Source organism: Paractinoplanes ovalisporus, assembly GCF_016834655.1.
In the GTDB taxonomy this organism is placed as follows: domain Bacteria; phylum Actinomycetota; class Actinomycetes; order Mycobacteriales; family Micromonosporaceae; genus Actinoplanes; species Actinoplanes ovalisporus.
Map to the genome: position 1 here is coordinate 617,958 of NZ_JAENHP010000003.1, position 20,702 is coordinate 638,659.

The window sequence follows — 20,702 nt, forward strand, 5'->3', positions numbered from 1 at the left end:
GTGAGCCCCACGCGTATGGGCCCTGGATCCTCAGCGATGTCCCGCCGCCCGCCGCGCCGGTTGACTGGACGCATGTTCACGCTGAGAGTGACCGCGCTGATCGCGGCGACGATGACCACCGGGCTGATGGCCGGAGTGTTCGGGCTCTATCAGCACACGGTGATGGTGGGTCTGGGCCGCTCCGACGACCGTACGTTCATCGGCGGTTTCCAGGCCCTGGACCGGGCCATCCTCAACCCCTGGTTCCTGTTCAGCTTCGTGGGGGCGCTGGTGTTCACGGCCGTCGCCGCGTTCCTCAACGGCAACCGCCGGATCCTGCCCTGGGTCCTGGCCGCCCTGATCCTCTACGTGATCGTCTTCGGCATCACGGTGGCGGTCAACGTGCCCCTCAACGACGCCCTGAAGGCGGCCGGCGACCCGTTCACGATGGCCGACCCGGCCGCGGTGCGGGAGGCGTTCCACGAGGCCCGCTGGACCGCCTGGAACCTCGTGCGCACCATCGCCACCACGGCCGCGTTCGGCTTCCTCTGCTGGGCGCTGGTCGCCCGTGGCGAAGCCGGTTAGATCCCGGCGTCGCGGGCCCGGGCGACCGCCTCGGCCCGCGAGGCCACGTGCATCTTGGCGAAGATGTTGCTCACGTAGTTGCGGACCGTCTTGGCGCTCAGGCTCAGCGACGTGGCGATGGCGTCGTTGGGCAGTCCGCGGGCCATCAGCTGCAGCACGTTGCGCTCGCTGGGAGTCAGGCTTGGGAACGGCTCAGCCGGGCGGCCCGCGAAGAACGCGACGATCCGCGCGGCGACCGCCGCGCTGTAGAGGGCCTCACCGTGACCGACGGCACGGATCGCCCGGGCCATCTCCTCGTCGTCGGTGTCCTTGAGCACGTAACCACGGGCGCCCGCGCGCAGCGCCGCGAAGACCGAGTCGTCGTCCTCGAACATCGTCACGACCAGGATGTGCGGGCCGTCCGGCTCGGCGGCCAGCCTCCGGATCGCGGCCAAGCCGTCGCCGCCCGGCATGTGCAGGTCCATCAGCACGAGCCGGGGCCGCAGTTGCTGCGCCATCCGGACCGCCGACACCCCGTCGGTGGCCTCCCCCACCACCTCGACGTCGGCCATCGTGCCCAGCAGGGCCCGCAGCCCGCGGCGGAACATCGGATGGTCGTCGGCGATCAATACGGTGATCATCGCGGGAACCTCGCCACGACCCGGGTGCCGCCGGACGGGCCGGCGCCGATGTCGAGCGTGCCGCCGAGCTCGGTGCTGCGCTCGCGCATCGACCGGTGACCCACACCGGCAAGATAGTCGACGGGCAGGCCGCGGCCGTCGTCGGTGACGGTCAGGACCACATCGCCGGCGCCGGCGGCGACCTCGACCGTGCAGCGGGTCGCACCGGCGTGGCGGGCGGCGTTGTGCAGGGCCTCAGCCGCGATCCGGTAAAGGGCGACCTCGACCGCGGCGGGCAGCGCGGGCATCGGGTCGGGCGCTGACACCGTACGGGAAAGGCCGTCGACGGGACGCAGGTTACGCAGCGCGTCGGCCAAGCCGAACTCGTCGAGCATCGGGGGCCGCAGCTCGTAGACCAGGCGGCGGATGTCGGCGGTCGCCTGGCGCACGTCGGTCCGCAGCTCGGCCGCCATCTCGGTCGCCGCGGCCGGATCGGTGGCGATCGCGCGTTGCAGCACCCCGAGGCGCAGCCCGAGCGACGCCAGCGTGGGCGCCAGCCCGTCGTGCAGGTCGCGGCGGATCCGCCGGCGCTCCTCCTCGCGCGCGGTCACCAGCTGCTCCCGGGACTGCTGCACGGCGGCCGAGAGCCCGGCGGCGTGCAGGGTGATCGCGACCTGACGGGCCAGGTCTTCCAGCAGCCGTACGTCGGTGGCGGAGAGACGGTCCCGGCGGCGTCGAGCGCTGACGCGCAGGGTGCCGACCGCGTGGTTCTGATAGACCAGCGGGATCGTCGTGATCGGGGCGCCTTCGGGAGCTTTCCCGTACGAGGTGACCACACGCCCGCCGGCCTCGATCTCGACGTGCGGCAGTGACATGGTGCCCGCCAGCGCCGCCGCGACCGAGGGCAGCAGCTGACGGGAGACGTGACCCGCGACCTCGTACGCGTTGTCGCGCTGGCCGAACGCGAGCTGGTGCACGCCCCGGTCGAGGTGGGCCGAGACCGGCGCCCAGGTGGCCGCGACCACGGCGAACGCGATCGCGTGCGACCACCAGGGGATCTCGTCGAGCGAGCCGATGGGCCGCTGCGGCCACGTGGTGACGACGGCGACCAGCCCCGCGACCACGAAGGCGTACCAGATCAGCAGGAACGGGTAGAGCAGCTGATAGAGCCTCCGGGCCGCCCGTTCAGACCGCACTGACCACCCGTTCCCGCCAGAGGCAGAGCGAGATCACCGCGACGTGGTGCACCAGCATGACCGACGCGAACGCCATCGCTCCCGCCCCCGCGTCGAACAGCAGGGACCCCACCGCCTGGATGATCCAGAACGAGTTGACGGCGATGAGCAGCACCGCGCCCCACTTCTGCAGGCGCCAGGCCCCGTACGCCGCCACCAGAGCCACCACGTCAGAGGTGAAGCTGCCCAGCACGATGGCGAAGGGGTCGCGGCTCTCCTCGGCCCCCAGCACAAGATTGGGCAGATCGAAGGCGACGATCCCGATGATCGCCACCACCACCGAAAGAGCGGCCGCGACCTTGAGCGCGGTCGACCGGGTCATGCGTCCCATGAGAAGCCTCCAGCTGTGCTTTGTCGAGGCCTTCACGCTAGAAATCCCACGTCCCGCAGCACACGAGGCCCGTGTCCCGGCACCTTGGGACACTTCGCCGGGACAGCCTCGTGACGGGCGACCAATCCGGCCCGCCGCGACAGCTGACGCTTGTTCGATCCCGCTGTGGGACGAACGCCCGGAACGGACCGGCCGTCCAGTCGGTACAACCACCTTTGTGGACGCTGCCGCGGCGTCAACGCTTCTTCCCATACTTGAAGCCGTGGCAACGAACACGGATAAAGCGGTCAAAGTCGCAGTGATCGGCGCGGCGGGCGCCGTCCTCGCCGCATCGATCCCGGTGCTGATCACGACTCTGGGCAAGGACGAACCGTCCAAGCCACCGGTCGCCGCCAGTTCCGCGCCCGTCACGTCGCTGCCGACCACCACGCCACCACCAGCGACGCCGACCACTGACGGGCCGGCCATCGCGCTCACGGCTGAGGCGTCGGGGACGCGGCAGGTTGCGGTCGGCGTGGAACGGAAGCGGGCACCACGGGCCGGCCGCAGCTTCTGGTTCGTCCTGCAGATCCACAACGTGAACGGCCACAGCGAGTTCTACCCGCGCAAGGACGTGTCGGCCAGCGAGCCCGGTTATCAGCTGCAGGTCTCCATCCCGCCCGACGCCGACGTCGCCCGCAAGCGGACCGGCCACGTCTTCGAGGTCGACGCCGCCACCGCGAAGTGGATGGCCGCCGGAGCCGCCGACGACGCCACCATGTCCGAGAAACAGCTCATCAACCCACCGTGCAACGACTGCGCAGCGTCGAACGAGGTCACGCTGCCGTTCGAATGAGCCGAACATGACCGCCATCGCCGGGACCGCTTGCTGCCGTTCCCCTCCGACAACGTCGCGGTCCTCCGCGCGCATCACCACCGGTTTGCTGATCACCGTAGCTGGGCCGACCCCGCCGCTTCGGGTGAACGGCGCGCTGCTCGACGGGCGAAGCGGCGGGATCCATGGCGGCTAGGCCGTTTCAGCGATCTCTGCTGACCTGGTTATGCGCCGGCTGGCGGTGATCCATCGTGTGAGCGTCGTCTTGGCCGCTCCCGTGTCGATGGCATCGGCGCACAGGGCGGCAGCGGCGGCGAACTGATCGAGCAGGGGCGTGTCACGTTCGTCGGAGGCGACCAGAGCAGCGGCGGCGTTGAGGATCACGACATCTCGGACCGGGTTGCGTTCACCGCTGACTACGGACCGGAGGACGCCCGCGTTCTCGGCTGCGCTGCCACCGCGCAGCGCGGCCGACTGCGTCCGGGCGAAGCCCAGGTCTTGCGGATCGAGCCGGGTAGCCGTGACGGTTCCGCCACGGACCGACCAGATTTGCGACGTGGTCGAGGTGGTCAGCTTGTCCAGCCCGTCATCCCCGCGTACGACCAGGGCGGATCGTCCGTCGGCGGCCAGGACGCCGGCGACGACGGGCGCCATCTGTGAGTGCGCGACGCTTACCACCTGATGACGCGGATCAGCTGGGTTGATCAGCGGCCCGAGCAAGTTGAAGACCGTGGGCACGCCCAAGTCGCGACGAACGGGCGAAGCATGACGCAGACCGGTGTTGAATCGCGGCGCGAACAGGAACGTGATTCCTGCCTCCGCCGCTATCCGGGCGGCCTGCCGTGGCGTCAAGTCCAGAGGTATGCCGAGGTACTCGACCAGGTCTGCGGCGCCCGCGGTCGACGACGACGCGGACCGTCCACCGTGTTTGACCACCGTCACCCCGGCCGCGGCCGCCACGACAGCGGCCATCGTAGAGACGTTGACGGCGCCGGTGCCGTCGCCACCAGTGCCTGCGATGTCCACCGTCGCCCCACTGACAGCAACGGCAGTCGCGTTGGCACGCAGAGCGGTGACCAGGCCGGCGACCTCCGCAGGCGTCTCGCCCTTGGCGCGCAGGGCAGTCACGAAGCCGGCCATCTGCGCGGGAGCCGCTGCGCCGGAAATGATCTCGTTCATGGCCCACGCTGTCTGAGCGCTGGTCAGGTCTGCGCCGCCGAGGAGGGCGGAAAGAACGATCGTCCAGGACGATGCGCCGGGTATGGAGTCGGGCGTATCGCGGCGGGCCGTGGTGGAGGTGGCCGATGACATGGAGGTCCTCGCTCAAGAGGGCCCGGCAAGGCTGCGAGCTCCCCCCCAACGAAGACGGCCGCCTCATCGGGCGGCCGGTGGGTTCGAAAGGTCAAGGGCCGCCTACGAGACGGACCACCAGCCGGTCGAACGCATGAACATGCCCGGCACTCTAACAATCGCCGCTATCCGTCAACCAGTCGCCCGGCGGAACTTGGAGGCCAGGACGCCGACAGCCACGTTCCTACAGCTCACCGCACATCCGGCCCAGGCTGTTCGCGCACCGCCAACAATCGATTCACGTTGTGCAGGTCAGGAGCTATTGATGGGCGACATCGGGATCGAACCATTGGTGGTGTCGTCAGATGAGCTCGCGGACCACGTCGACGAAGTAGTTGATGTCGGCCTCGGTGGTGCGCCAGTTGACGATCGCCGGGCGCAGGGCGACCTGGCCGTCGTAGACGGTGGTTCCGGCGTAGACGCGGCCGTCGGCCAGCAACGCGGCTCCCAGGCGGCGGTTGAAGTCGTCGAGGTCGGTCACCCCGGGTGGGGTCGCCCGGAAACACACGATGCACAACGGCACGTCGGCCAGGCGGGTCAGGTCGGGGGCGGCGTCGATGCGGGCCGCGAGGTGCTGGGCCAGGTCGAGGTGGCGCTCGACCATCGTGCGGTGGCCTTCGCGACCGTACGCGGCCAGGGTCGCCCAGATCGGCAGCGAACGGGCCCGCCGCGACGACTCGGGTCCGAACAGCGCGTAGCCCGCGCCCGGGTCGCCGGGGCCGGGCAGGTAGGCCGCGCCGGGCATGCCGAACGCCGCGCCCAGCCGGGCCTGGTCCTTCACCAGCGCGAACCCGCTCTCGTAGGGCACGTTGAGCCACTTGTGGCCGTCGGCCGCGATCGAGTCGGCGCGGTCGATTCCCTCGACCAGGTGGGCCGTGCGTGGTGACAGGGCCGCGAACAAGCCGAACGCCCCGTCCACGTGCAGCCAGCAGCCGTACTCCTCGGCCAGGCCGGCCAGCTCGGCGATCGGGTCGAAGTCGCCGGCGTTGACCTCGCCGGCGTTCGCGATGATCACCGCCGGGCCGCCCTTGAGGGATTCGAGGTGCCGCCGCATGGCCGTCAGGTCGACCCGGCCCACGCCGTCGCGGGCACACACCATCACCGCGTTGCGGCCGTGCCCGAGCATCTGCAACGCCTTGCGGGCGCTGGCGTGCACGTAGCCGGACGACAGCACCGGCATCCGCGGCAGGTCGGCCAGCCCGTCGGCGGCCGTGTCGACGCCGTGCTGGAACCCCCACCAGTGGGTCGCGCAGCCCAGCGACGTGAAGTTGGCGAAGGTCGCGCTCGCCACCAGCGCCCCGCCCCACGCGGCGGGCAGCCCGAACAGTTCCTTGAGCCAGCCCAGCGCCACCGTCTCCACCTCGTGCGCGAACGGTGACGAGATCTTCGAGAACGCGTTCTGGTCGAGCAGGGCCGCCGCCCAGTCCGCGGCCAGCGCCGCCTCGGTCACGCCCCCGGTCACGAAGTGGAAGAACCGGGGCCCGCTGGAGGCCGTCCCGGCCGCCGTCCCCACCCGCAGCAGCCGCTCGATCACCTCGGACGGCTCCCCGCCGGACGCGGGCAGCGGCCCGCCCAGCTCGGCCAGCAGCGCGAGCGCCGACGGGTCCTGCACCGCCCGCGACGACAGGGACGAGAGATAGGGCTCCGCGGCCGCGTGCACCTGTCCGAGAAGGTCCGCCATACCGGCAGGCTACTGCGTGATCCACTCCTGCCAGGTCGCCCGGTTGGCGTCGAGCCAGCGTTTCGCGGCCTGATCGGGCGGCAGCTTCCCGATGGTCAGGTCGCGGGCGACCGCGTTCTGGTCCTCGTCGGTCCAGCTGAAGCGTTTGATCAGCTCGGCCGCGGGGCTGCCCGACTCGGCGAACCCCTTGCGGGCGATCTTGTCGAGGTCGTACGGCTGGTAGTCGCAGGCCACCCGCTTGGGGTCGCTGTCGCAGCCGGGCGTGTAGCGGGGCAGCGTCACGTGCACGAGCTCGATCTCGGAGAGCAGCCACTGCGGCGCGTAGAAGTAGCCGATCAGCGGTGTCCGGTTCTCCTCGGCCCGGCGGAACGCGTCGATCAGCGCGTCCTCGCTGCCGGCGTACACCACCTTGTAGTCGAGCTTCAGGTTGCGGATGAGCGCGGCGTCGTTCGTGACGAAGGACGGGTCACCGGCGAGGAACCGGCCGCCGAGCAACGGGGCGTACTTGTTGAGGTTGCGCCAGTCGGTGATGTCGGGGTGGTCGCGGGCCAGCCAGGGCGGCACGTACCAGCCGATCACCCCTTTGTTGCCGGTCAGCCCCTGCTCGACGGCCACCCGCTGGTCGTCGATGTAGCGCTTCTTGTTCTCGTCGTGCCCCCAGTTCTCCAGGATCACGTCGAGGTCGCCGCGGGCCAGCCCCTGCCACGACGCCTCCTCGGTGAGGTCGCGGGTGACGACCGTGCAGCCGAGTTCCTGCCGCAGCAGGTAGCTGACGACGGCCACGTTCGCCGCGTAGCCCACCCACGGGTTGACCGCGATCCGTACGGTGCCGCAGGTCGCCGTCCGCACCACGCCGGGCGCGGGGGTGATCGCCGCCGGCGACGCCGAGCACGCACCCAGCGTGGCCACCAGCAGCAGCGCGGTCAGGGCCCTCACCACGGTGACCCCGCCGAGGCCCGGGCCAGCCGTTGCGCGAGCACCTCTTCGGTCAGCGCCATCAGCACCCCCTTCACCGACTCCCGGCGGCGGGCGTCGCACTCGACCACCGGCACCCGCGGGTCGATCCCGAGCGCGTCGCGCACCTCGGCCAGGTCGAAGCGCCGGGTCTCGTCGAAGGCGTTCACGCCGATCAGGAACGGGATGTCATGGTCCTCGAAGTAGTCGACGGCCGTGAAGCAGTCCTCGAGCCGCCGCGTGTCGAGCAGGACGATCGCCCCCAGCGCGCCGTCGACCAGGTCGTCCCAGAGGAACGCGAAACGGTCCTGCCCGGGCGTGCCGAACAGATAGAGCAGAAGGGCGTCGTCCAGGGTGATCCGGCCGAAGTCCAGCGCCACCGTCGTCGTGGTCTTTCCCCGTACGGCCGAGGTGTCGTCGACCCCCACCGAGCGCTCGGTGAGCTCGGCCTCGGTGACCAGCGGCTCGATCTCGCTGATGGCCCCGACGAACGTGGTCTTGCCGACGCCGAACCCGCCACTGATGACGATCTTGACGGCGACCGGGGGTGACGCGGTGCTAGAGCGCGCTGACACGGTCCCTGATCCTCTCGATCAACGCGAGCGGCAGCTCGCCGAGCTGGTCCTCGATGCGCAGATGCCCCTCGGCGACCAGGTCGGCGGCGAGCACCCGCACCACGCCGAGCGGCTGGCGCAACGCCACCGCGAGGTCGGCCACCGCTTGCGGGGTACGGCACAGCGCGACGATCCGGCGGGCCTCGAACCGCAGCGGCGCCGCGAGCGCGTCCGGCGTGGCGTGCAACAGGGTCTCGACCCGCAGCCCGTCGGTGCGGGGCCGGGTGCGACCGCCGGTCACCACGAACGGCCGTAGGAACGCCTCGTCGGTCATGACCGCAGGTGCCGCCGGGAGTCCGCGATCAGCGCCGGGCTCAGCAGCGCGCCGAACCGCTCGGCGAGCCGGGAGATCTCGTACCCGACCAGGCCGACGTCGCAGTCCGAGCCGGCCACCACGCCCAGGCAGCTGCCGCCGGGCATCACCGACACCAGCAGGAACCCGCGCTGCATCTCGATCATGATCAGTTCGAGACCGTCGAAGTCGTACCGGCGGGCCGCGCTGCGGGCCACGCTGGCCAGGCTGGAGACGATGGCCGCGAGGTGGTCGGCATCGCCCCGGTCGAGCCCGTCCGACGCGGCGATGAGCAGCCCGTCCGACGAGACCGCGACCGTGTCCCGGACGCCGTCGGTGTGTTGCACGAAGTTGCCGAGCAGCCAGTTGAACTGGTGCCGGTCGGCCGGGGCCGGGAGTTTCATTGTTCTGCTCCTCGCGCGACGCCACCGCGGAACGCGTCGAGGCGCGATCGCACGTCTCCCGGCGCGCTCTGCAGCGTCTCGGACGAAGGTGAGGGGGACGGAACCGGGTGCAGCCGGGCCACGCGGGGTGCGCGCGGTGGGCGGCGGGGCAATCCGTTTGCCGTACGGCCGGAGTTTGTCTCGTCGGGAGAAGCCGCGCGCTGGTGCGGCAGTGCCGGGCCGGGGGCGGGCAGGTATTCCACGGTGACCAGAGGCGGCGGGGTCAGAGGTGACGGGCTCAGAGGCGGCGGAGTCAAAGGGGGCGGCGGTGGCAGCTCCGGCTCCGCGGCGATCAGCACGCCCGGCAACGCGACCCGGGCGGTGACCCCGGTGACCGGCGACGGGGTCAGCACCACCTCGGCCCCGAGATCGCGGGCGATCCGCCCCACCACGTAGTGCCCGAGGTAGCGGGCGGGCGCGATCAGGAAGTCGGCCTCGCCGCGCAGCCGCCGGTTGGCCTCGGCCAGGTCGGCGTCGGTCATGCCGATGCCCTGGTCGACCACGGCGATCAGGTACTGCGGGCCGACGCGCCGGCCCTGGATCTCGAGGTCGCACTCGGGCGCCGAGAAGGCGAGACCGTTCTCGATCAGCTCGGCCAGCAGGTGGGCCACCGAGGTGGCGGCGCCCCCGGTCAGCCGGCACTCGTCGACCCGGCGCAGGCTGACCCGCCGGTACTCCTCGACCTCGGACACGGCGGCCCGGATCACGTCCTCCACCGGCACCGGCTCCGACCACGGGCGCGGGCCGGTCGCGCCGACCAGCACGAGCAGGCTCTCGGCGTTGCGCCGCATGCGGGTGGCCAGGTGGTCGAGCTCGAACAGGTCGGCCAGGCCGCCGGGGTCGGTCTCCTCGCGTTCCAGGCGGGTGATCAGGCCGAGCTGGCGGCGCAGCAGGTTCTGGTGGCGGCGGCCCAGGTCGGCCAGCGAGGCGGTGGTGCCGCGCCGCAGCTGCGCCTGTTCGGCGGCGAGGGCGTACGCGGTCGCCTGCACCCGGTCGAGGGCGCCGGCCACGGACTGGACCTCGGCGGTCGCGTCGGGCGGCGGTCGTACGGACGGGGACTCGACGTCCTCGTCGCCCGCGGCCACCCGCCGTACGGCGTCGGGAAGGTCCTGGGCGGCGAGACGGTCGGCCTGCTCGGCCAGCCGGCGCAGCGGCCGCGCGATGGACCGGGAAGCGGCGACGGCCAGCCAGATCGCTCCGGCCAGGAACAGGAGCACGATTGCGCCGAGCCCGCCCATCCGCCGTGCGGCCTGGTCGCGCAGCAGCCGGGCGCGGGCCTGGATCACCGAGCCGACGTGCTGTTCGAGGCGCAGCAGGTCGTCCAGCACGGTGGTCAGCGCCGACCACCACGACTGCGGGTTGACCTGCAGCTCACGGCCGTCGCCGGAGGCCAGGGCGACCCCCTCGAAATAGGCCGCGACCCGGCCGGCGCCGGTGCCGAAGACGTAGTCGGCCGAGGCGCGCTGCCCCGAGGTGGCATAGCGGGTGAAGGTGGCCAGGGCGGTGTCCTTGGCCGAGCGCATGGTCACGAACTGCAGGAACTCGCCGCTGCGGAAGCCGCCGGCCGAGAACACGCCGTTGAGGAACGCCCGTTCCTGGGCGACGGCCTCCTTGGCGTCGCTCAGCGCCCGCAGCGTGCTCACGCCCCGGCGCAGCTCGCCGTCGGTGGCGCCGTCGAGCCCGGTGTCGAGACGGTTCAATTCGGCGATCCGGCCGGTGTAGAACGTGAACGCGTCGGAGCGGGTGATCGTGCTGTTGTCGATGGCCGTCCGCACCCCGCCCAGCGCGCCCAAGGCCGGGGTGTCGGCCCGGCCGCGGCGCTGGTCGACCCGCTGCCGGGCCGGGCCCAGTTCGGCCCGGAACCCGTCGTTGCCGCCGAGCAGCCCGGCGGCCAGGCCGCGCTCGTTCTGCAGCTCCTGCACCAGATCCTGGGCCGCGAGGGCCCGGGTGACCGCGTCGGCCGAATCGGCGGCCCGGCGATAGCCGCGTTCCTCGATGGCGACCACCGCGGCCAGCAGGAGCAGGGCGACGACCACCGGCAGCGCGAGGGTGCGCGCCACACGACGGCGGATGGTGGTCACGGGAGTTCACCCCAGTCGATCTCGACACGCCGTGTTCGAACGGCGTCGGAACGCTATCGACGGGGGTGAGTTCTCGTCCACGGCCGCGGGCCAAGACAACCCGAAAGAGGAACCCGCGCGTTCAGACCCGCTGGTGGGCCGGGCGGAGGTAGACGACCCACGTCACCAGCACGCACAGGGCGTAGAAGGCGATGAACGCGACGTACGCCGCGTCGGCCTCCTTGGTGGCCAGGAACGACTGCCGGAAGGCCAGGTTGACCAGCACCCCGCCGAGGGCGCCGATCGCGCCCGCGATGCCGATGACCGCTCCGGACAGGCGGCGGGCCTCGTGCTCGTCGCCGGGGTGCTTGCGCTTGAAGATGGCCGGGATCATCTTGTACGTCGAGCCGTTGCCGATGCCGCTGAACACGAACAGGGCGATGAACCCGACGATGTAGAGCGGCAGCGAGCGCGCCTGGGCCGCGATCAGCACCGTGGCCGCGCCGGCCGCCATGGCGATGAAGTTGACGAACGTGACCTTGGCGCCGCCCAGCCGGTCGGCCAGGGCGCCACCGACGGGCCGGATCAGCGAGCCCAGCAGCGGGCCGAGGAAGGTCAGGTAGGCGGCCTTGACCGGGGTGCTGAACACGTCGGCGAACTGCACCTGCAGCACCTGGCCGAACGCGAACCCGAAGCCGATGAACGAGCCGAACGTGCCGATGTAGAGCAGCGACATCACCCAGGTGTGGGGCTCGCGGACAGCGTCACGCATGCCGCGCTTCTCGCTGCGGGCCTGTGACAGGTTGTCCATGTAGAGCGCCGAGCCCAGCGCGGCGAGCACGATCAACGGGATGTAGATGCCGGCGACCAGGCCCGGGCGGCCCGCGCCGAACACGGCCAGCACGAACAGCCCGACCAGCTGCACCGCAGCCACGCCGAGGTTGCCGCCGCCCGCGTTGATGCCGAGGGCCCAGCCCTTGAGACGGTCCGGGTAGTAGGCGTTGATGTTGGTCATCGACGAGGCGAAGTTACCGCCGCCGACGCCGGCCACGGCCGCGATGATCAGCAGGGTGGAGTAGTCGACGCCGGGCCGGATCAGGAACGCGGCCAGGATCGAGGGCACGAGCAGCAGCGCGGCACTGAAGACGGTCCAGTTACGACCGCCGAAGCGGGCCACGGCGAAGCTGTACGGGATCCGCAGCACCGCCCCGACCAGGGTGGGCACGGCGGTGAGCAGGAACTTGCCGGCCGGGTCGATGCCGTACTCGGGCCCGAGGAACAGCACCAGCACCGACCACAGCGACCACACCGAGAAGCCGATGTGCTCCGAGGTGATCGAGAAGATGAGGTTGCGCCGCGCGATCGGGGCGCCGGTGGTGTCCCAGAACTCGCTGTCCTCGGGCCGCCAGTCGTCGATCCAGTGGCCTTTGAGGGTCGCGGCCGGGCGGACCGCGGGCAGGGTGGCAGTCATGTCGGGTCTCCCAGCAGGATGGTGTCGTGGTCGAGGTGCACGGGATAGACAGCGAGGTCGGGCTGGCCGCTCAGCGAGCAGCCGGTGGTGAGGTCCCAGGCGTTGAGGTGCAGCGGGCACAGCACCTGCTTGAGGTCGATCTGGCCGTCGGCCAGGGGGCCGCCCTTGTGGGGGCAGACGGCCTGCGTCGCGCGCAGGGAGCCGTCGCGCAGCCGGAAGACCGCGATCATCTGCCCGTCCACGGCGAAGGTGCGGCCCTCGCCGGGCGGGATCTCGTGGACCGATCCGATGGGCCTCATGCCCGCACCGGCACCTGAGGGAGGACGGTGAGGGGCAACGACGTACGGAACTGGCCCGGGGTCGCCGGTTGTTCGCGGTCCTTCCACGGGTCGCGATAGGTCGTGACGGAGGCGTCCATGGCCGCGTCGAGGGCACCGGCGATGCCCTCGGAGTCGTCGACGACGATCTCGCGGATCCGGTCGATGCCGACCCGCGGCACGAACGCGTACGTCCGCTCCAGCCAGTTCGCGTTCTCCCGGTAGTACTGCAGGAACCGCCCGGTCAGCACGACCACCTCGTCGGCGCTGTCCACCGTGGCGAGCAGGTCGCCCTTGCGGATGTGGGCGCCGGCCGCGCCGCCGACATAGATCTCCCACTTGCCGCCGTCGATCGCGACCACCCCGAGGTCCTTCACGTACGCCTCGGCGCAGTTGCGCGGGCAGCCGGTGACCGCGAGTTTCATCTTCCCGGGCCCCTCGATGCCCTGGTAACGCTCCTCGAGCGCGATCCCCAGGGCGGTCGAGTCACCGACCCCGAACCGGCAGAAGTCCGAGCCGACGCAGGTCTTCACCGTGCGGAAGCTCTTGCCGTAGGCCCACCCGGACGGCATGTCGAGGTCGGCCCAGACCTGCGGCAGCTTCTCCTTGGGGATGCCGAGCAGGTCGATGCGCTGCCCGCCGGTGAGCTTGACCATCGGCACGTCGTGCTTCTCGGCCACCTCGGCGATGCGGCGCAGCTGGGCCGGGGTGGTGACGCCGCCCTTCATCTGCGGCACCACCGAGAAGGTGCCGTCGCGCTGGATGTTGGCGTGCACGCGGTCGTTGATGAACCGGGCGTCGCGTTCGTCGACGTAGTCGCCGCCCCACATCATCTTGAGCAGCGAGGCCAGGCCCATCTTGCTCTTGGCGTCCTCCTCGCCGCCCAGCTTGGCGAACACGGCCGAGACGGATTTCAGCCCGTGCAGCCGGATGGCGTTCATCAGCTCGGGCTTGGGCATCGGGATGCCGGGCACATACCAGGACGCGGCCGGGTCCTCCTCGGCCTCGCCGCCGGCGGCCCATTCGACGATCCGCTGCACCACACTCTTGCAGGTGCCGCAGCCCTTGCCGGCCCGGGTCTTGTCCATCACGCCGGAGACGGTCCGGCACCCCGACTGAACGGTGGCGCAGATGGCGCCCTTGCTGACGCCGTTGCAGTTGCAGACCTGCTCGTCGTCCGGCATGTCCTCGACCTTGACCTCGCCGGCCGGGCCGCCCAGGTCGAACATCAGCTCGGCCCGTTCCTCGGGCAGCGCCAGGCCGCGGTCGAAGGCCTGCATGAGAAACGCGACCTTGGTGACGTCGCCGACCATGGTGGCGCCGACGAGCCGCCCGTCGCGGATGATGACGTTCTTGTAGATGCCCTTGCGGGGTTCGGTGAACGTCAGCGACTCGTCGTCGTCGCGTTCCGGTTCCCTCAGCCCCATCGAGGCGACGTCGACCCCGGCCACCTTGAGCTTGGTCGCCACCTGGGAGCCGTGATATTCCGCGTACGGGTTGACGCCGGTGATGTGGTCGGCGAGCACCTTGGCCTGGTCCCACAGCGGGGCGACGAGCCCGTACGTCTCGCCGCGGTGCTGGGCGCACTCCCCCACCGCATAGATGTCGTCCTCGTCCTGGGCGCGCATCCGGTCGTCGACCACGATGCCCCGCTCCACGACGAGGCCGCTGGCCGCGGCCATCTCGGCGTTGGCCCGGATGCCGGCCGCCACCACGACCACGTCGCAGCCGATCACGCGGCCGTCGTCCAGCTTGACCCCGGTCACCGCGTGTTTGCCCAGGATCTCGGTGGTGCGGCCGTTGACGACGACCTCGATGCCGAGCCGCTTCTCGACGCTGTCCTTGAGCATGCCGCCGGCGACCTCGTTGAGCTGGGCGTTCATCAGGTGCCCGGCGGCGTGGATCAAAGTGACGTGCGGCAGGTGGTTCTGCAGACCGCGCGCGGCTTCCAGCCCGAGCAAGCCACCGCCGATCACGACCGCGCGCTCGTGCTCCTTCGCGTAACGGATCATCGCGCGGGTGTCGTCGAGCGTGCGGAACGCGAACACGCCCTGGTGGTAGCCGCGGCCGGGCCGGTGGAGGCCGGGGATCGGCGGCACGAACGCGCGGCTGCCGGTGGCGATGATCAATTTGTCGTACGGGGTCTCGGTGCCGTCCTCGGCGTAGACCCGCTTGGCGAACCGGTCGATACGTTCGATCCGCGTACCCGTGTGCAGGGTGATGTTGTTGTCGGCGTACCAGGAGAGGTCGTTGAGGAAGATGCCGGACTCGTCCTCCACGCCCGCGAGGACGTTGGAGAGCATGATCCGGTTGTAGTTGCCGTACGGCTCGTCGCCGAACATGGTGATGGCGAAGTCGCCGCCGCGGGCCAGGATCTCCTCGACCGTGCGGGCCCCGGCCATGCCGTTGCCGATGACCACCAGACGTTGGCGCATCTCAGATCTCCACCAGGCCGAGGTCGACGATCACGGTGCCGGAGAGCCCGGCCGGCGCGGCCAGCCACAGGTCGACGACGGTGCCGGCGGCCAGGTCCTCGACGACCCGCAGCGGCACGTGCACGTCGCTCTTGGCGCCGATCGGGAAGTACCGCATCGGGCTGCCGTCGCGCATCAGCACGACGCTGACGAGTTCGGCGGCCGCGTTGCCGCCCCGGAAATAGACCGCCTGCGCGGTGAATCCGTCCGGAACCACATAGGACAACGCCGGGTCGATGGGCGCCGGGCGGTCCAGACCCTTGCCCTCGTACGGAAAAACGCCTTGCCGGAATCGTGGGGTGGAGTGCACCGCTAATCGGTTCCTCTCTCGTGCCGGGAGATCGCGACCGCGCACGCCTTGAACGCGGGCATGCGCGAATGCGGGTCGAGGGCGGGATTGGTGAGCGCATTCGCGCCCGGCCAGTGGAAGGGCGCGAAGACGGTGTCCGGGCGGATGCCGTCGGAGAGCCGGGCCCGCAGCACCGCGACACCGCGGCGGCTGCGCAGTTCGACCAGGTCGCCGTCGTTGATGCCGTGCCGGCGGGCCAGGTCGGGGTGGATCTCGGCGCGGGGCTCGGGAAGCGCGACATTGAGCGCCTTCACCCGGCGGGTCTGATTGCCGCTCTGGTACTGCTGCATGTTGCGGCCGGTGGTGAGCACGTACGGAAAGGTCCGGTCCGGCATTTCCGCCGGGTCCCGATGGATGACCGCTCGCATGGCGGCTCTTCCGTCCTTGGTGGGGAAGTTGTCGGCGAACAGGCGGGGCGTGCCCGGGTGGTCCTCGGCCGGGCAGGGCCAGAAAACGCCGTTCTCTTTCTCGATCCGCTCGTACGTGATTCCGGCGTAATCGGCGATCCCCCCGGCGCTGGCGCGGCGCAACTCCTCGAAGACCGTGCGCGGATCACTGGATTCCGCCCGGCCGAGACGCCGGCTCAGATCGGCCAGCATTTCCAGGTCGGTCCTCACCTCGGGCGGCGGCGCCAGCGCCCGTTTGCGGCGGATCACGCGGCCTTCGAGGTTCGTCATCGTGCCTTCTTCCTCGGCCCATTGGGCCGTCGGGAGCACGACGTCGGCCAGCTCGGCCGTCTCGGACGCGAAAATGTCGGAGACGACGAGGAAGTCGAGGGATTTCAGCTTTTCCAGGATGCGGTTGCTGTTCGGGGCACTGACCGCGATGTTGCTCGCCAGCACCATCAGGACGCGCACTTTCCCGCCCAGCTGGTCGAGCATTTCGTACGCGGACTGCCCCGGCCCCGGAAGCTCGTCCGGGTCGATGCCCCACACCTTGGCGACGTGTTTCCGGGCCTCTGGATCGTCGAGTTTCCGATATCCCGGGAGCTGGTCGGCCTTCTGCCCGTGCTCGCGTCCACCCTGGCCATTGCCCTGGCCGGTGATGGTCCCGTACCCGGAGAAGGGCCGTCCGACCAGGCCGAGCGCGAGGGCCAGATTGAGATAGGCCTGGGCCGTGTCGGTGCCGTTGCTGTGCTGCTCGGCGCCGCGGGCGGTCAGAATCATCGCCGGCCCCTGCGTGGCGAGCAGCCGCACCGTCTCCCGCAGGCGGTTCTCCGGTACGCCGGTCATCCGCTCGACCCGGTCCGGCCAGTACGAATTGGTGGCGTTCTTCACCGCGTCGAAGCCGGTGGTCCGGTCCCGGATATAGGCCTCGTCGATGTGGCCTTCCCGGATCGCGATGTGCAGCAGACCGTTGGCCAGGGCCAGATCGGTGCCCGGCAGCGGTTGCAGATGCAGATGAGCACCGGCCGCGGTGTTCGTCCGGCGGGGGTCGATGACGATGTGGCGGGCGCCGTTCTCCCGGCCGGTGTCGAGATACTGCATGCTCGGCGGCATCGCGTCGGCCGGATTGGCACCGACCAGCAGAACCGTTTTGGCGTGGGCCACGTCTTCGAGCGGGAAAGGCAGTCCGCGGTCGACGCCCAGGGTGCGGTTGGCCGCAGTAGCGGCGCTCGACATGCAGAACCGGCCGTTGTAGTCGATCGACGCGCTCTTCAACGTGACCCGGGCGAACTTCCCCAGCGCGTACGCCTTCTCGTTGGTCAGCCCGCCCCCGCCGAACACGCCGACGCTGTTGCGCCCGTGCCTTTCCTGGGCCGTCCGGATCTGCTCTTCCGTCTGCGACAGCGCCTCGTCCCAGGTCGCCTCACGGAACGGGCTGGTGCGGTCGCCGGGCACTTTCCGCACGAGCGGATGCAGCAGGCGGTCGCGGTGGTCGAGCAGATCGGCGGCGGTGAACCCTTTGGCGCACAACCCGCCCCGGTTGACCGGGAAATCGCGCGGCTCGAGCCTCACCCGGGGAATCTCCGGGGTCAGGGTCATGCCGCACTGCAAGGCGCAGTAGGGGCAATGCGTATCGGTCGCCGTCACGCCCCTCATGTTTGGGCGTCATTGTTTTCCGGCGTTGTTTTCGCGGTTGCGGCGGCGTACGGAAAACCCTACAAACGCGCGGCGGCCGTTGTGAGAAATCTGCGTACGACCAGATCGGTGACCGCCGGGTCGAGGCACAGGGGCGGGGTCACGTGGTCGGCACCGGCCTTGCGCAGGCTGCGGTAGAACAGACCGTCGGCCAGCAGATAGGCCGCGACGGCGATCGTCCGGGCCCCCTGGGCGCGCAGTCCGGCGACGATGTCGGGCACCCGGCGCCCCGGACCGGACACGAATCCGACGCCGGCCGCACCCAGGCGACCGGCCAGCGCCTCGACGTCGGCGCGCCAGGCCGGGTCGGAGGAACCAGCGGCGGCCAGCACGACGGCGTCGGCCCGCGGCAGGTGGCGGACCAGGCTTTCGAGCAGCACGTCGTCGGGTCCGAGCGGCCGGGTGACCGGAATCGAGGTGCCGGCCACGGCGTCGGCGATGTCCACCCGCACGTGATGGCCGGCCGACAGCAGCAGCGGGACGACCACCGCGTCGGGCACGAGCGGCACCACCTCGGCGACCCTGGGTTGCTGCACGTCGACGTAGGCCAGGCGCACGTCGATGCCGCGGCGGGCGACCCGGGCCACGAGGTCGCGGATCTGGGCCTGACCGGCCGGGCTGCGGGTGCCGTGCGCGACGGCGATCAGCGTGGGCATACGTCTCCTTCTTGACGTGTGTCGCCACGTTGCGACCTCTTGCTTTTCAGACAGCCGGCCCCGGCGCGGCTTTTCAGGCCGCCGGCTCGTCGAGGCGCAGCCGGTAGCCCCGCTTGATCACGGTCTCGATGTGGCGGCCCGAGCCGAGGGCGGTGCGCAGCCGGGCCACGGCGACGTCAACCGCGTGGCCGTCGTTGCCCCGGGGCAGCGCGGCGATCAACTGGTCCTTCGAGACGACCACCCCGGGCCGGGCCGCGAGGGAGGTCAGGATGGCCATCGCGGCCGGGGCCAAAGTGTGCGTCACCCCGTCGATGAGCACGGCGTGGCCGCGCATCTCCAGCGTCGAACCGGCCACCCGCAACTTCACCGACCGTCGCGGCAGCTCGTCGGTGACGGTCTTGATCAGGGCGCCGAGGCGGTAGCGCTCCGGCATCACCACCGGGATGCCCCGGCCGGTGAGCGGGCCCGCGGTCACCGGCCCGACGCAGGCGGCCAGGGTGGCGCCCGAGCTCAGACGGTCGAGCGCGGCCGGATGCGACTCCCCCGCCACGCGCAGGAACGCCTTGGCCGCGGGGGCGCTGGTGAACGTCACGGCGTCGATCTGCCCGGCGGTGATCTGCTCGGCCAGACGGCGTACGGGGGAAAGGTCTTGCGGAAGCACCCACCGGTAGACGGGCACCTCGACCACGGCCGCGCCCCCGCCGCGCAGGGCGCCGACAAACTCGGTCTGCGGCTCGCCGTGCTCCTGCACCACGATGCGCAGGCCGGCGACGCCCTCGGCGAGCAGCCGTTCCAGGATCTCGTCGGTCGACTCGGTCTTGGCCGCCCACTCCTCGGTGAGACCGGCGGCACGGATCGCCCCGCACGGTTTGGGGCCGCGGGCGACGATGCGGGCCCGGCCCAGCACCTCGCGCAGCTGGTCGCCCAGCCCCCAGCCCTCGGCCGCCTCGAGCCAGCCCCGGAAGCCGAAGCCGGTGGTGGCGACGACCAGGTCGGGGGCGAGCCCGATGCAGGCGGCGGTGGCGGCGTGCAGCGCGTCGTCGTCGGCCAGCGGCACGATGGTGATCGCCGACGCGGTGACCACCCGGGCCCCACGCCGGGCGAGCAGCGCGGCCATCTCGTCGCGCCGCCGCTCGGCGGTCACGGCGACGGTGAAGCCGGCCAGCACGCCTTCGATCATCGGCACCCCATCCACGTCGTTTCCGCCAGGGTTCCCAGGCTGGGTTACCGCGACGTCCTCGTCGTGTTTCGCCTCCGATAAGGCGGCATCACAATCCGCGCAGAAGATCTTGTGACTACCGGTGAGGCCCTTCGTCGGCGTCGTCGACCATGCGGCGCACGGCCGTGAGCATGTGGAAGACTTCGATGCGCCCGTCGAGAAAGCCCATCCGGTAGTCGGCGCCGGTGCCCGGGTGCCCCGCCCGCAGGTGGTCCCGCCGCCCCGCGATGCCGTCGGCGCGCCCGGTGGAATACGCGAGAATCTGGTCGTCCATCAGGTCAGCTCTTACCGTCCATGGCCTTACGGATCGCGGCGATGAGGTCGGCCTCGAACGCCGCGAGCTGCCCGTCGTGGAGACCGACCCGATAGTCGGCGTCCCCCGTCCGCTCCAGATCCTTACGCCCGGCGACACCGTCGGCGCGACCTTCGTCGTACGCCTTCAGGGCGAAGTCCGCGCTGTCCATGCCGTCCTCCTCGAACGCCTCCTGCCGCGCGTTCGAGCGCAGACACCGCGAACAAATCTCACACGCGCGACCCGGCGGCGGCACCGGCCGATTCGCCCGCCGAGTTTTCCTAAAGTTCCAGGTCAAGAGGAGGATCAGTCAATTCCCAGATTCACATTCCCACGTACGGCGTTCAGCCCGTCACGCGGCGTGACCAGCCCCCAGGCGGAATGCGTTTTTCGTTAGCCTCACCACGTGGAGATCCTGTTCGGCCCCGCCGTAGTCCCCCAGCCGTTGCGCCACACGGCCGGCATCCGGGTGGTGACGCCGTTCCGGGGCATGTTCGCCGTCCGCGACAAGCTGATGACCGAGCTGTACACGTGGCTGGACACCAGGGGCGAGTCCTACGGCCGCACGTTCCTGCGCCTGCACGTGGTGGCGATGGAAAGCGACATGACCCTGGAGGTAGGGGTGGAAACCGACAAGCCGCTGGACGGCGACGACCGCGTGACCCCCGGAACCCTCCCCGCCGGCGATTACGCCACGTTGCGTTTCATCGGCCACGGCCGCCGGGCCAACGGCACCCTGATCAACTGGATCCGAGCCGTAAACCTGCCGATGGACGTCGACGAAAATCCGTCCGGCGACCGTTTCGGCGCCCGCTACGAGATGTATCTGACCGACCCACGTTCCGAGCGCATGAAAACGCGCTGGCAGATCGAGCTCGGCATCCGCCTGGACCGGTGATTCGCCAA

The 20,702-nt window shown here is 70.7% G+C and carries 22 protein-coding genes; 3 read left to right on the forward strand and 19 right to left on the reverse strand.

Annotation, left to right across the window (positions count from 1 at the left end; translation table 11 throughout):
• Positions 1 to 72: 72 nt before the first annotated feature.
• Positions 73 to 564, forward strand: a complete 492-nt coding sequence (locus JIG36_RS13100; protein ID WP_236046689.1) for an anthrone oxygenase family protein — start codon at positions 73 to 75, stop codon at positions 562 to 564.
• On the opposite strand, the gene JIG36_RS13105 is transcribed toward JIG36_RS13100, so the two are convergent.
• Genes JIG36_RS13105 through JIG36_RS13115 form a run of 3 tightly spaced genes read right to left on the reverse strand, consistent with a single transcriptional unit; the run spans position 561 to position 2,720 of the window.
• A complete protein-coding gene (locus JIG36_RS13105) occupies positions 561 to 1,184 on the reverse strand; it encodes a response regulator (RefSeq protein ID WP_203376381.1) in 624 nt (207 codons plus the stop codon). The genes JIG36_RS13100 and JIG36_RS13105 overlap by 4 nt on opposite strands.
• Positions 1,181 to 2,359, reverse strand: a complete 1,179-nt coding sequence (locus tag JIG36_RS13110) for a GAF domain-containing sensor histidine kinase (RefSeq protein ID WP_203376382.1) — start codon at positions 2,357 to 2,359, stop codon at positions 1,181 to 1,183. The genes JIG36_RS13105 and JIG36_RS13110 overlap by 4 nt, the downstream gene beginning before the upstream one ends.
• The gene (locus JIG36_RS13115; RefSeq protein ID WP_203376383.1) at positions 2,349 to 2,720 is read right to left on the reverse strand and encodes a hypothetical protein; all 372 of its coding nucleotides are present in this window, start codon (positions 2,718 to 2,720) and stop codon (positions 2,349 to 2,351) included. Before JIG36_RS13115 ends, JIG36_RS13110 begins: the two co-directional genes overlap by 11 nt.
• 271 nt (positions 2,721 to 2,991) lie before the next feature.
• Between JIG36_RS13115 and JIG36_RS13120 the strand changes: the two genes are divergently transcribed.
• A complete protein-coding gene (locus JIG36_RS13120; protein WP_203376384.1) occupies positions 2,992 to 3,564 on the forward strand; it encodes a hypothetical protein in 573 nt (190 codons plus the stop codon).
• Positions 3,565 to 3,735: 171 nt separating this feature from the next.
• Here JIG36_RS13120 and trpD read toward each other — a convergent pair whose 3' ends face one another.
• From trpD to JIG36_RS13200, 16 genes are all read right to left on the reverse strand, one after another.
• Positions 3,736 to 4,854, reverse strand: coding sequence for an anthranilate phosphoribosyltransferase (gene trpD, locus JIG36_RS13125; RefSeq protein WP_203376385.1), 1,119 nt, complete (start codon positions 4,852 to 4,854; stop codon positions 3,736 to 3,738).
• A 340-nt stretch (positions 4,855 to 5,194) separates the two neighbouring features.
• Complete coding sequence (locus JIG36_RS13130; RefSeq protein ID WP_203376386.1) at positions 5,195 to 6,574, reverse strand: pyridoxal phosphate-dependent decarboxylase family protein; 1,380 nt, start codon at positions 6,572 to 6,574, stop codon at positions 5,195 to 5,197.
• Positions 6,575 to 6,583: 9 nt separating this feature from the next.
• Entirely contained in the window at positions 6,584 to 7,510 is a 927-nt protein-coding gene (locus tag JIG36_RS13135; protein WP_203376699.1) for an ABC transporter substrate-binding protein, read from the reverse strand.
• Positions 7,507 to 8,103 (reverse strand): GTP-binding protein, encoded by a 597-nt coding sequence (locus tag JIG36_RS13140; RefSeq protein WP_203376387.1) that lies wholly within the window; start codon positions 8,101 to 8,103, stop codon positions 7,507 to 7,509. Before JIG36_RS13140 ends, JIG36_RS13135 begins: the two co-directional genes overlap by 4 nt.
• On the reverse strand, positions 8,087 to 8,416 hold the full coding sequence (locus JIG36_RS13145; RefSeq protein WP_203376388.1) for a DUF742 domain-containing protein: 330 nt from the start codon (positions 8,414 to 8,416) through the stop codon (positions 8,087 to 8,089). The genes JIG36_RS13140 and JIG36_RS13145 overlap by 17 nt, the downstream gene beginning before the upstream one ends.
• Positions 8,413 to 8,838 carry a roadblock/LC7 domain-containing protein gene (locus JIG36_RS13150; protein WP_203376389.1) on the reverse strand — a complete coding sequence of 142 codons (426 nt, stop codon included), beginning with the start codon at positions 8,836 to 8,838 and terminating at the stop codon, positions 8,413 to 8,415. Before JIG36_RS13150 ends, JIG36_RS13145 begins: the two co-directional genes overlap by 4 nt.
• Positions 8,835 to 10,958 carry a sensor histidine kinase gene (locus JIG36_RS13155; protein WP_307872689.1) on the reverse strand — a complete coding sequence of 708 codons (2,124 nt, stop codon included), beginning with the start codon at positions 10,956 to 10,958 and terminating at the stop codon, positions 8,835 to 8,837. Before JIG36_RS13155 ends, JIG36_RS13150 begins: the two co-directional genes overlap by 4 nt.
• Before the next feature lie 121 nt (positions 10,959 to 11,079).
• Positions 11,080 to 12,408 carry a nitrate/nitrite transporter gene (locus tag JIG36_RS13160; protein ID WP_203376390.1) on the reverse strand — a complete coding sequence of 443 codons (1,329 nt, stop codon included), beginning with the start codon at positions 12,406 to 12,408 and terminating at the stop codon, positions 11,080 to 11,082.
• Positions 12,405 to 12,707: a Rieske (2Fe-2S) protein gene (locus JIG36_RS13165; protein WP_203376391.1), complete on the reverse strand. Its 303-nt coding sequence runs from the start codon at positions 12,705 to 12,707 to the stop codon at positions 12,405 to 12,407. The genes JIG36_RS13160 and JIG36_RS13165 overlap by 4 nt, the downstream gene beginning before the upstream one ends.
• Positions 12,704 to 15,160, reverse strand: coding sequence for a nitrite reductase large subunit NirB (gene nirB, locus JIG36_RS13170; protein WP_203376392.1), 2,457 nt, complete (start codon positions 15,158 to 15,160; stop codon positions 12,704 to 12,706). Before nirB ends, JIG36_RS13165 begins: the two co-directional genes overlap by 4 nt.
• A 1-nt stretch (position 15,161) precedes the next feature.
• Positions 15,162 to 15,509 (reverse strand): molybdopterin oxidoreductase, encoded by a 348-nt coding sequence (locus JIG36_RS13175; protein WP_203376393.1) that lies wholly within the window; start codon positions 15,507 to 15,509, stop codon positions 15,162 to 15,164.
• A 2-nt stretch (positions 15,510 to 15,511) separates the two neighbouring features.
• Entirely contained in the window at positions 15,512 to 17,590 is a 2,079-nt protein-coding gene (locus JIG36_RS13180) for a molybdopterin oxidoreductase family protein (RefSeq protein WP_203376394.1), read from the reverse strand.
• Between the two features lie 59 nt (positions 17,591 to 17,649).
• Positions 17,650 to 18,285, reverse strand: a complete 636-nt coding sequence (locus tag JIG36_RS13185; protein ID WP_203376395.1) for a sirohydrochlorin chelatase — start codon at positions 18,283 to 18,285, stop codon at positions 17,650 to 17,652.
• A gap of 73 nt (positions 18,286 to 18,358) precedes the next feature.
• The gene (locus tag JIG36_RS13190; protein WP_203376703.1) at positions 18,359 to 19,465 is read right to left on the reverse strand and encodes a uroporphyrinogen-III synthase; all 1,107 of its coding nucleotides are present in this window, start codon (positions 19,463 to 19,465) and stop codon (positions 18,359 to 18,361) included.
• Positions 19,466 to 19,580: 115 nt separating this feature from the next.
• Complete coding sequence (locus JIG36_RS13195; RefSeq protein WP_203376396.1) at positions 19,581 to 19,778, reverse strand: hypothetical protein; 198 nt, start codon at positions 19,776 to 19,778, stop codon at positions 19,581 to 19,583.
• A 4-nt stretch (positions 19,779 to 19,782) separates the two neighbouring features.
• Entirely contained in the window at positions 19,783 to 19,968 is a 186-nt protein-coding gene (locus tag JIG36_RS13200; protein ID WP_203376397.1) for a hypothetical protein, read from the reverse strand.
• Between the two features lie 234 nt (positions 19,969 to 20,202).
• On the opposite strand from JIG36_RS13200, the gene JIG36_RS13205 reads away from it, so the two are divergent.
• The gene (locus tag JIG36_RS13205) at positions 20,203 to 20,694 is read left to right on the forward strand and encodes a GyrI-like domain-containing protein (protein ID WP_203376398.1); all 492 of its coding nucleotides are present in this window, start codon (positions 20,203 to 20,205) and stop codon (positions 20,692 to 20,694) included.
• Positions 20,695 to 20,702: the final 8 nt, after the last annotated feature.

What these genes read in the sequence shown, in the direction of transcription:
- nirB (WP_203376392.1), bottom strand. Translation starts at nt 15,160, where the DNA reads ATGCGCCAACGTCTGGTGGTCATCGGCAACGGCATGGCCGGGGCCCGC.
- JIG36_RS13195 (WP_203376396.1), bottom strand. Translation starts at nt 19,778, where the DNA reads ATGGACGACCAGATTCTCGCGTATTCCACCGGGCGCGCCGACGGCATC.
- trpD (WP_203376385.1), bottom strand. Translation starts at nt 4,854, where the DNA reads ATGTCATCGGCCACCTCCACCACGGCCCGCCGCGATACGCCCGACTCC.
- JIG36_RS13185 (WP_203376395.1), bottom strand. Translation starts at nt 18,285, where the DNA reads ATGCCCACGCTGATCGCCGTCGCGCACGGCACCCGCAGCCCGGCCGGT.
- JIG36_RS13115 (WP_203376383.1), bottom strand. Translation starts at nt 2,720, where the DNA reads ATGACCCGGTCGACCGCGCTCAAGGTCGCGGCCGCTCTTTCGGTGGTG.
- JIG36_RS13100 (WP_236046689.1), top strand. Translation starts at nt 73, where the DNA reads ATGTTCACGCTGAGAGTGACCGCGCTGATCGCGGCGACGATGACCACC.
- JIG36_RS13150 (WP_203376389.1), bottom strand. Translation starts at nt 8,838, where the DNA reads ATGAAACTCCCGGCCCCGGCCGACCGGCACCAGTTCAACTGGCTGCTC.
- JIG36_RS13160 (WP_203376390.1), bottom strand. Translation starts at nt 12,408, where the DNA reads ATGACTGCCACCCTGCCCGCGGTCCGCCCGGCCGCGACCCTCAAAGGC.
- JIG36_RS13200 (WP_203376397.1), bottom strand. Translation starts at nt 19,968, where the DNA reads ATGGACAGCGCGGACTTCGCCCTGAAGGCGTACGACGAAGGTCGCGCC.
- JIG36_RS13190 (WP_203376703.1), bottom strand. Translation starts at nt 19,465, where the DNA reads ATGATCGAAGGCGTGCTGGCCGGCTTCACCGTCGCCGTGACCGCCGAG.
- JIG36_RS13145 (WP_203376388.1), bottom strand. Translation starts at nt 8,416, where the DNA reads ATGACCGACGAGGCGTTCCTACGGCCGTTCGTGGTGACCGGCGGTCGC.
- JIG36_RS13105 (WP_203376381.1), bottom strand. Translation starts at nt 1,184, where the DNA reads ATGATCACCGTATTGATCGCCGACGACCATCCGATGTTCCGCCGCGGG.
- JIG36_RS13130 (WP_203376386.1), bottom strand. Translation starts at nt 6,574, where the DNA reads ATGGCGGACCTTCTCGGACAGGTGCACGCGGCCGCGGAGCCCTATCTC.
- JIG36_RS13165 (WP_203376391.1), bottom strand. Translation starts at nt 12,707, where the DNA reads ATGAGGCCCATCGGATCGGTCCACGAGATCCCGCCCGGCGAGGGCCGC.
- JIG36_RS13180 (WP_203376394.1), bottom strand. Translation starts at nt 17,590, where the DNA reads ATGAGGGGCGTGACGGCGACCGATACGCATTGCCCCTACTGCGCCTTG.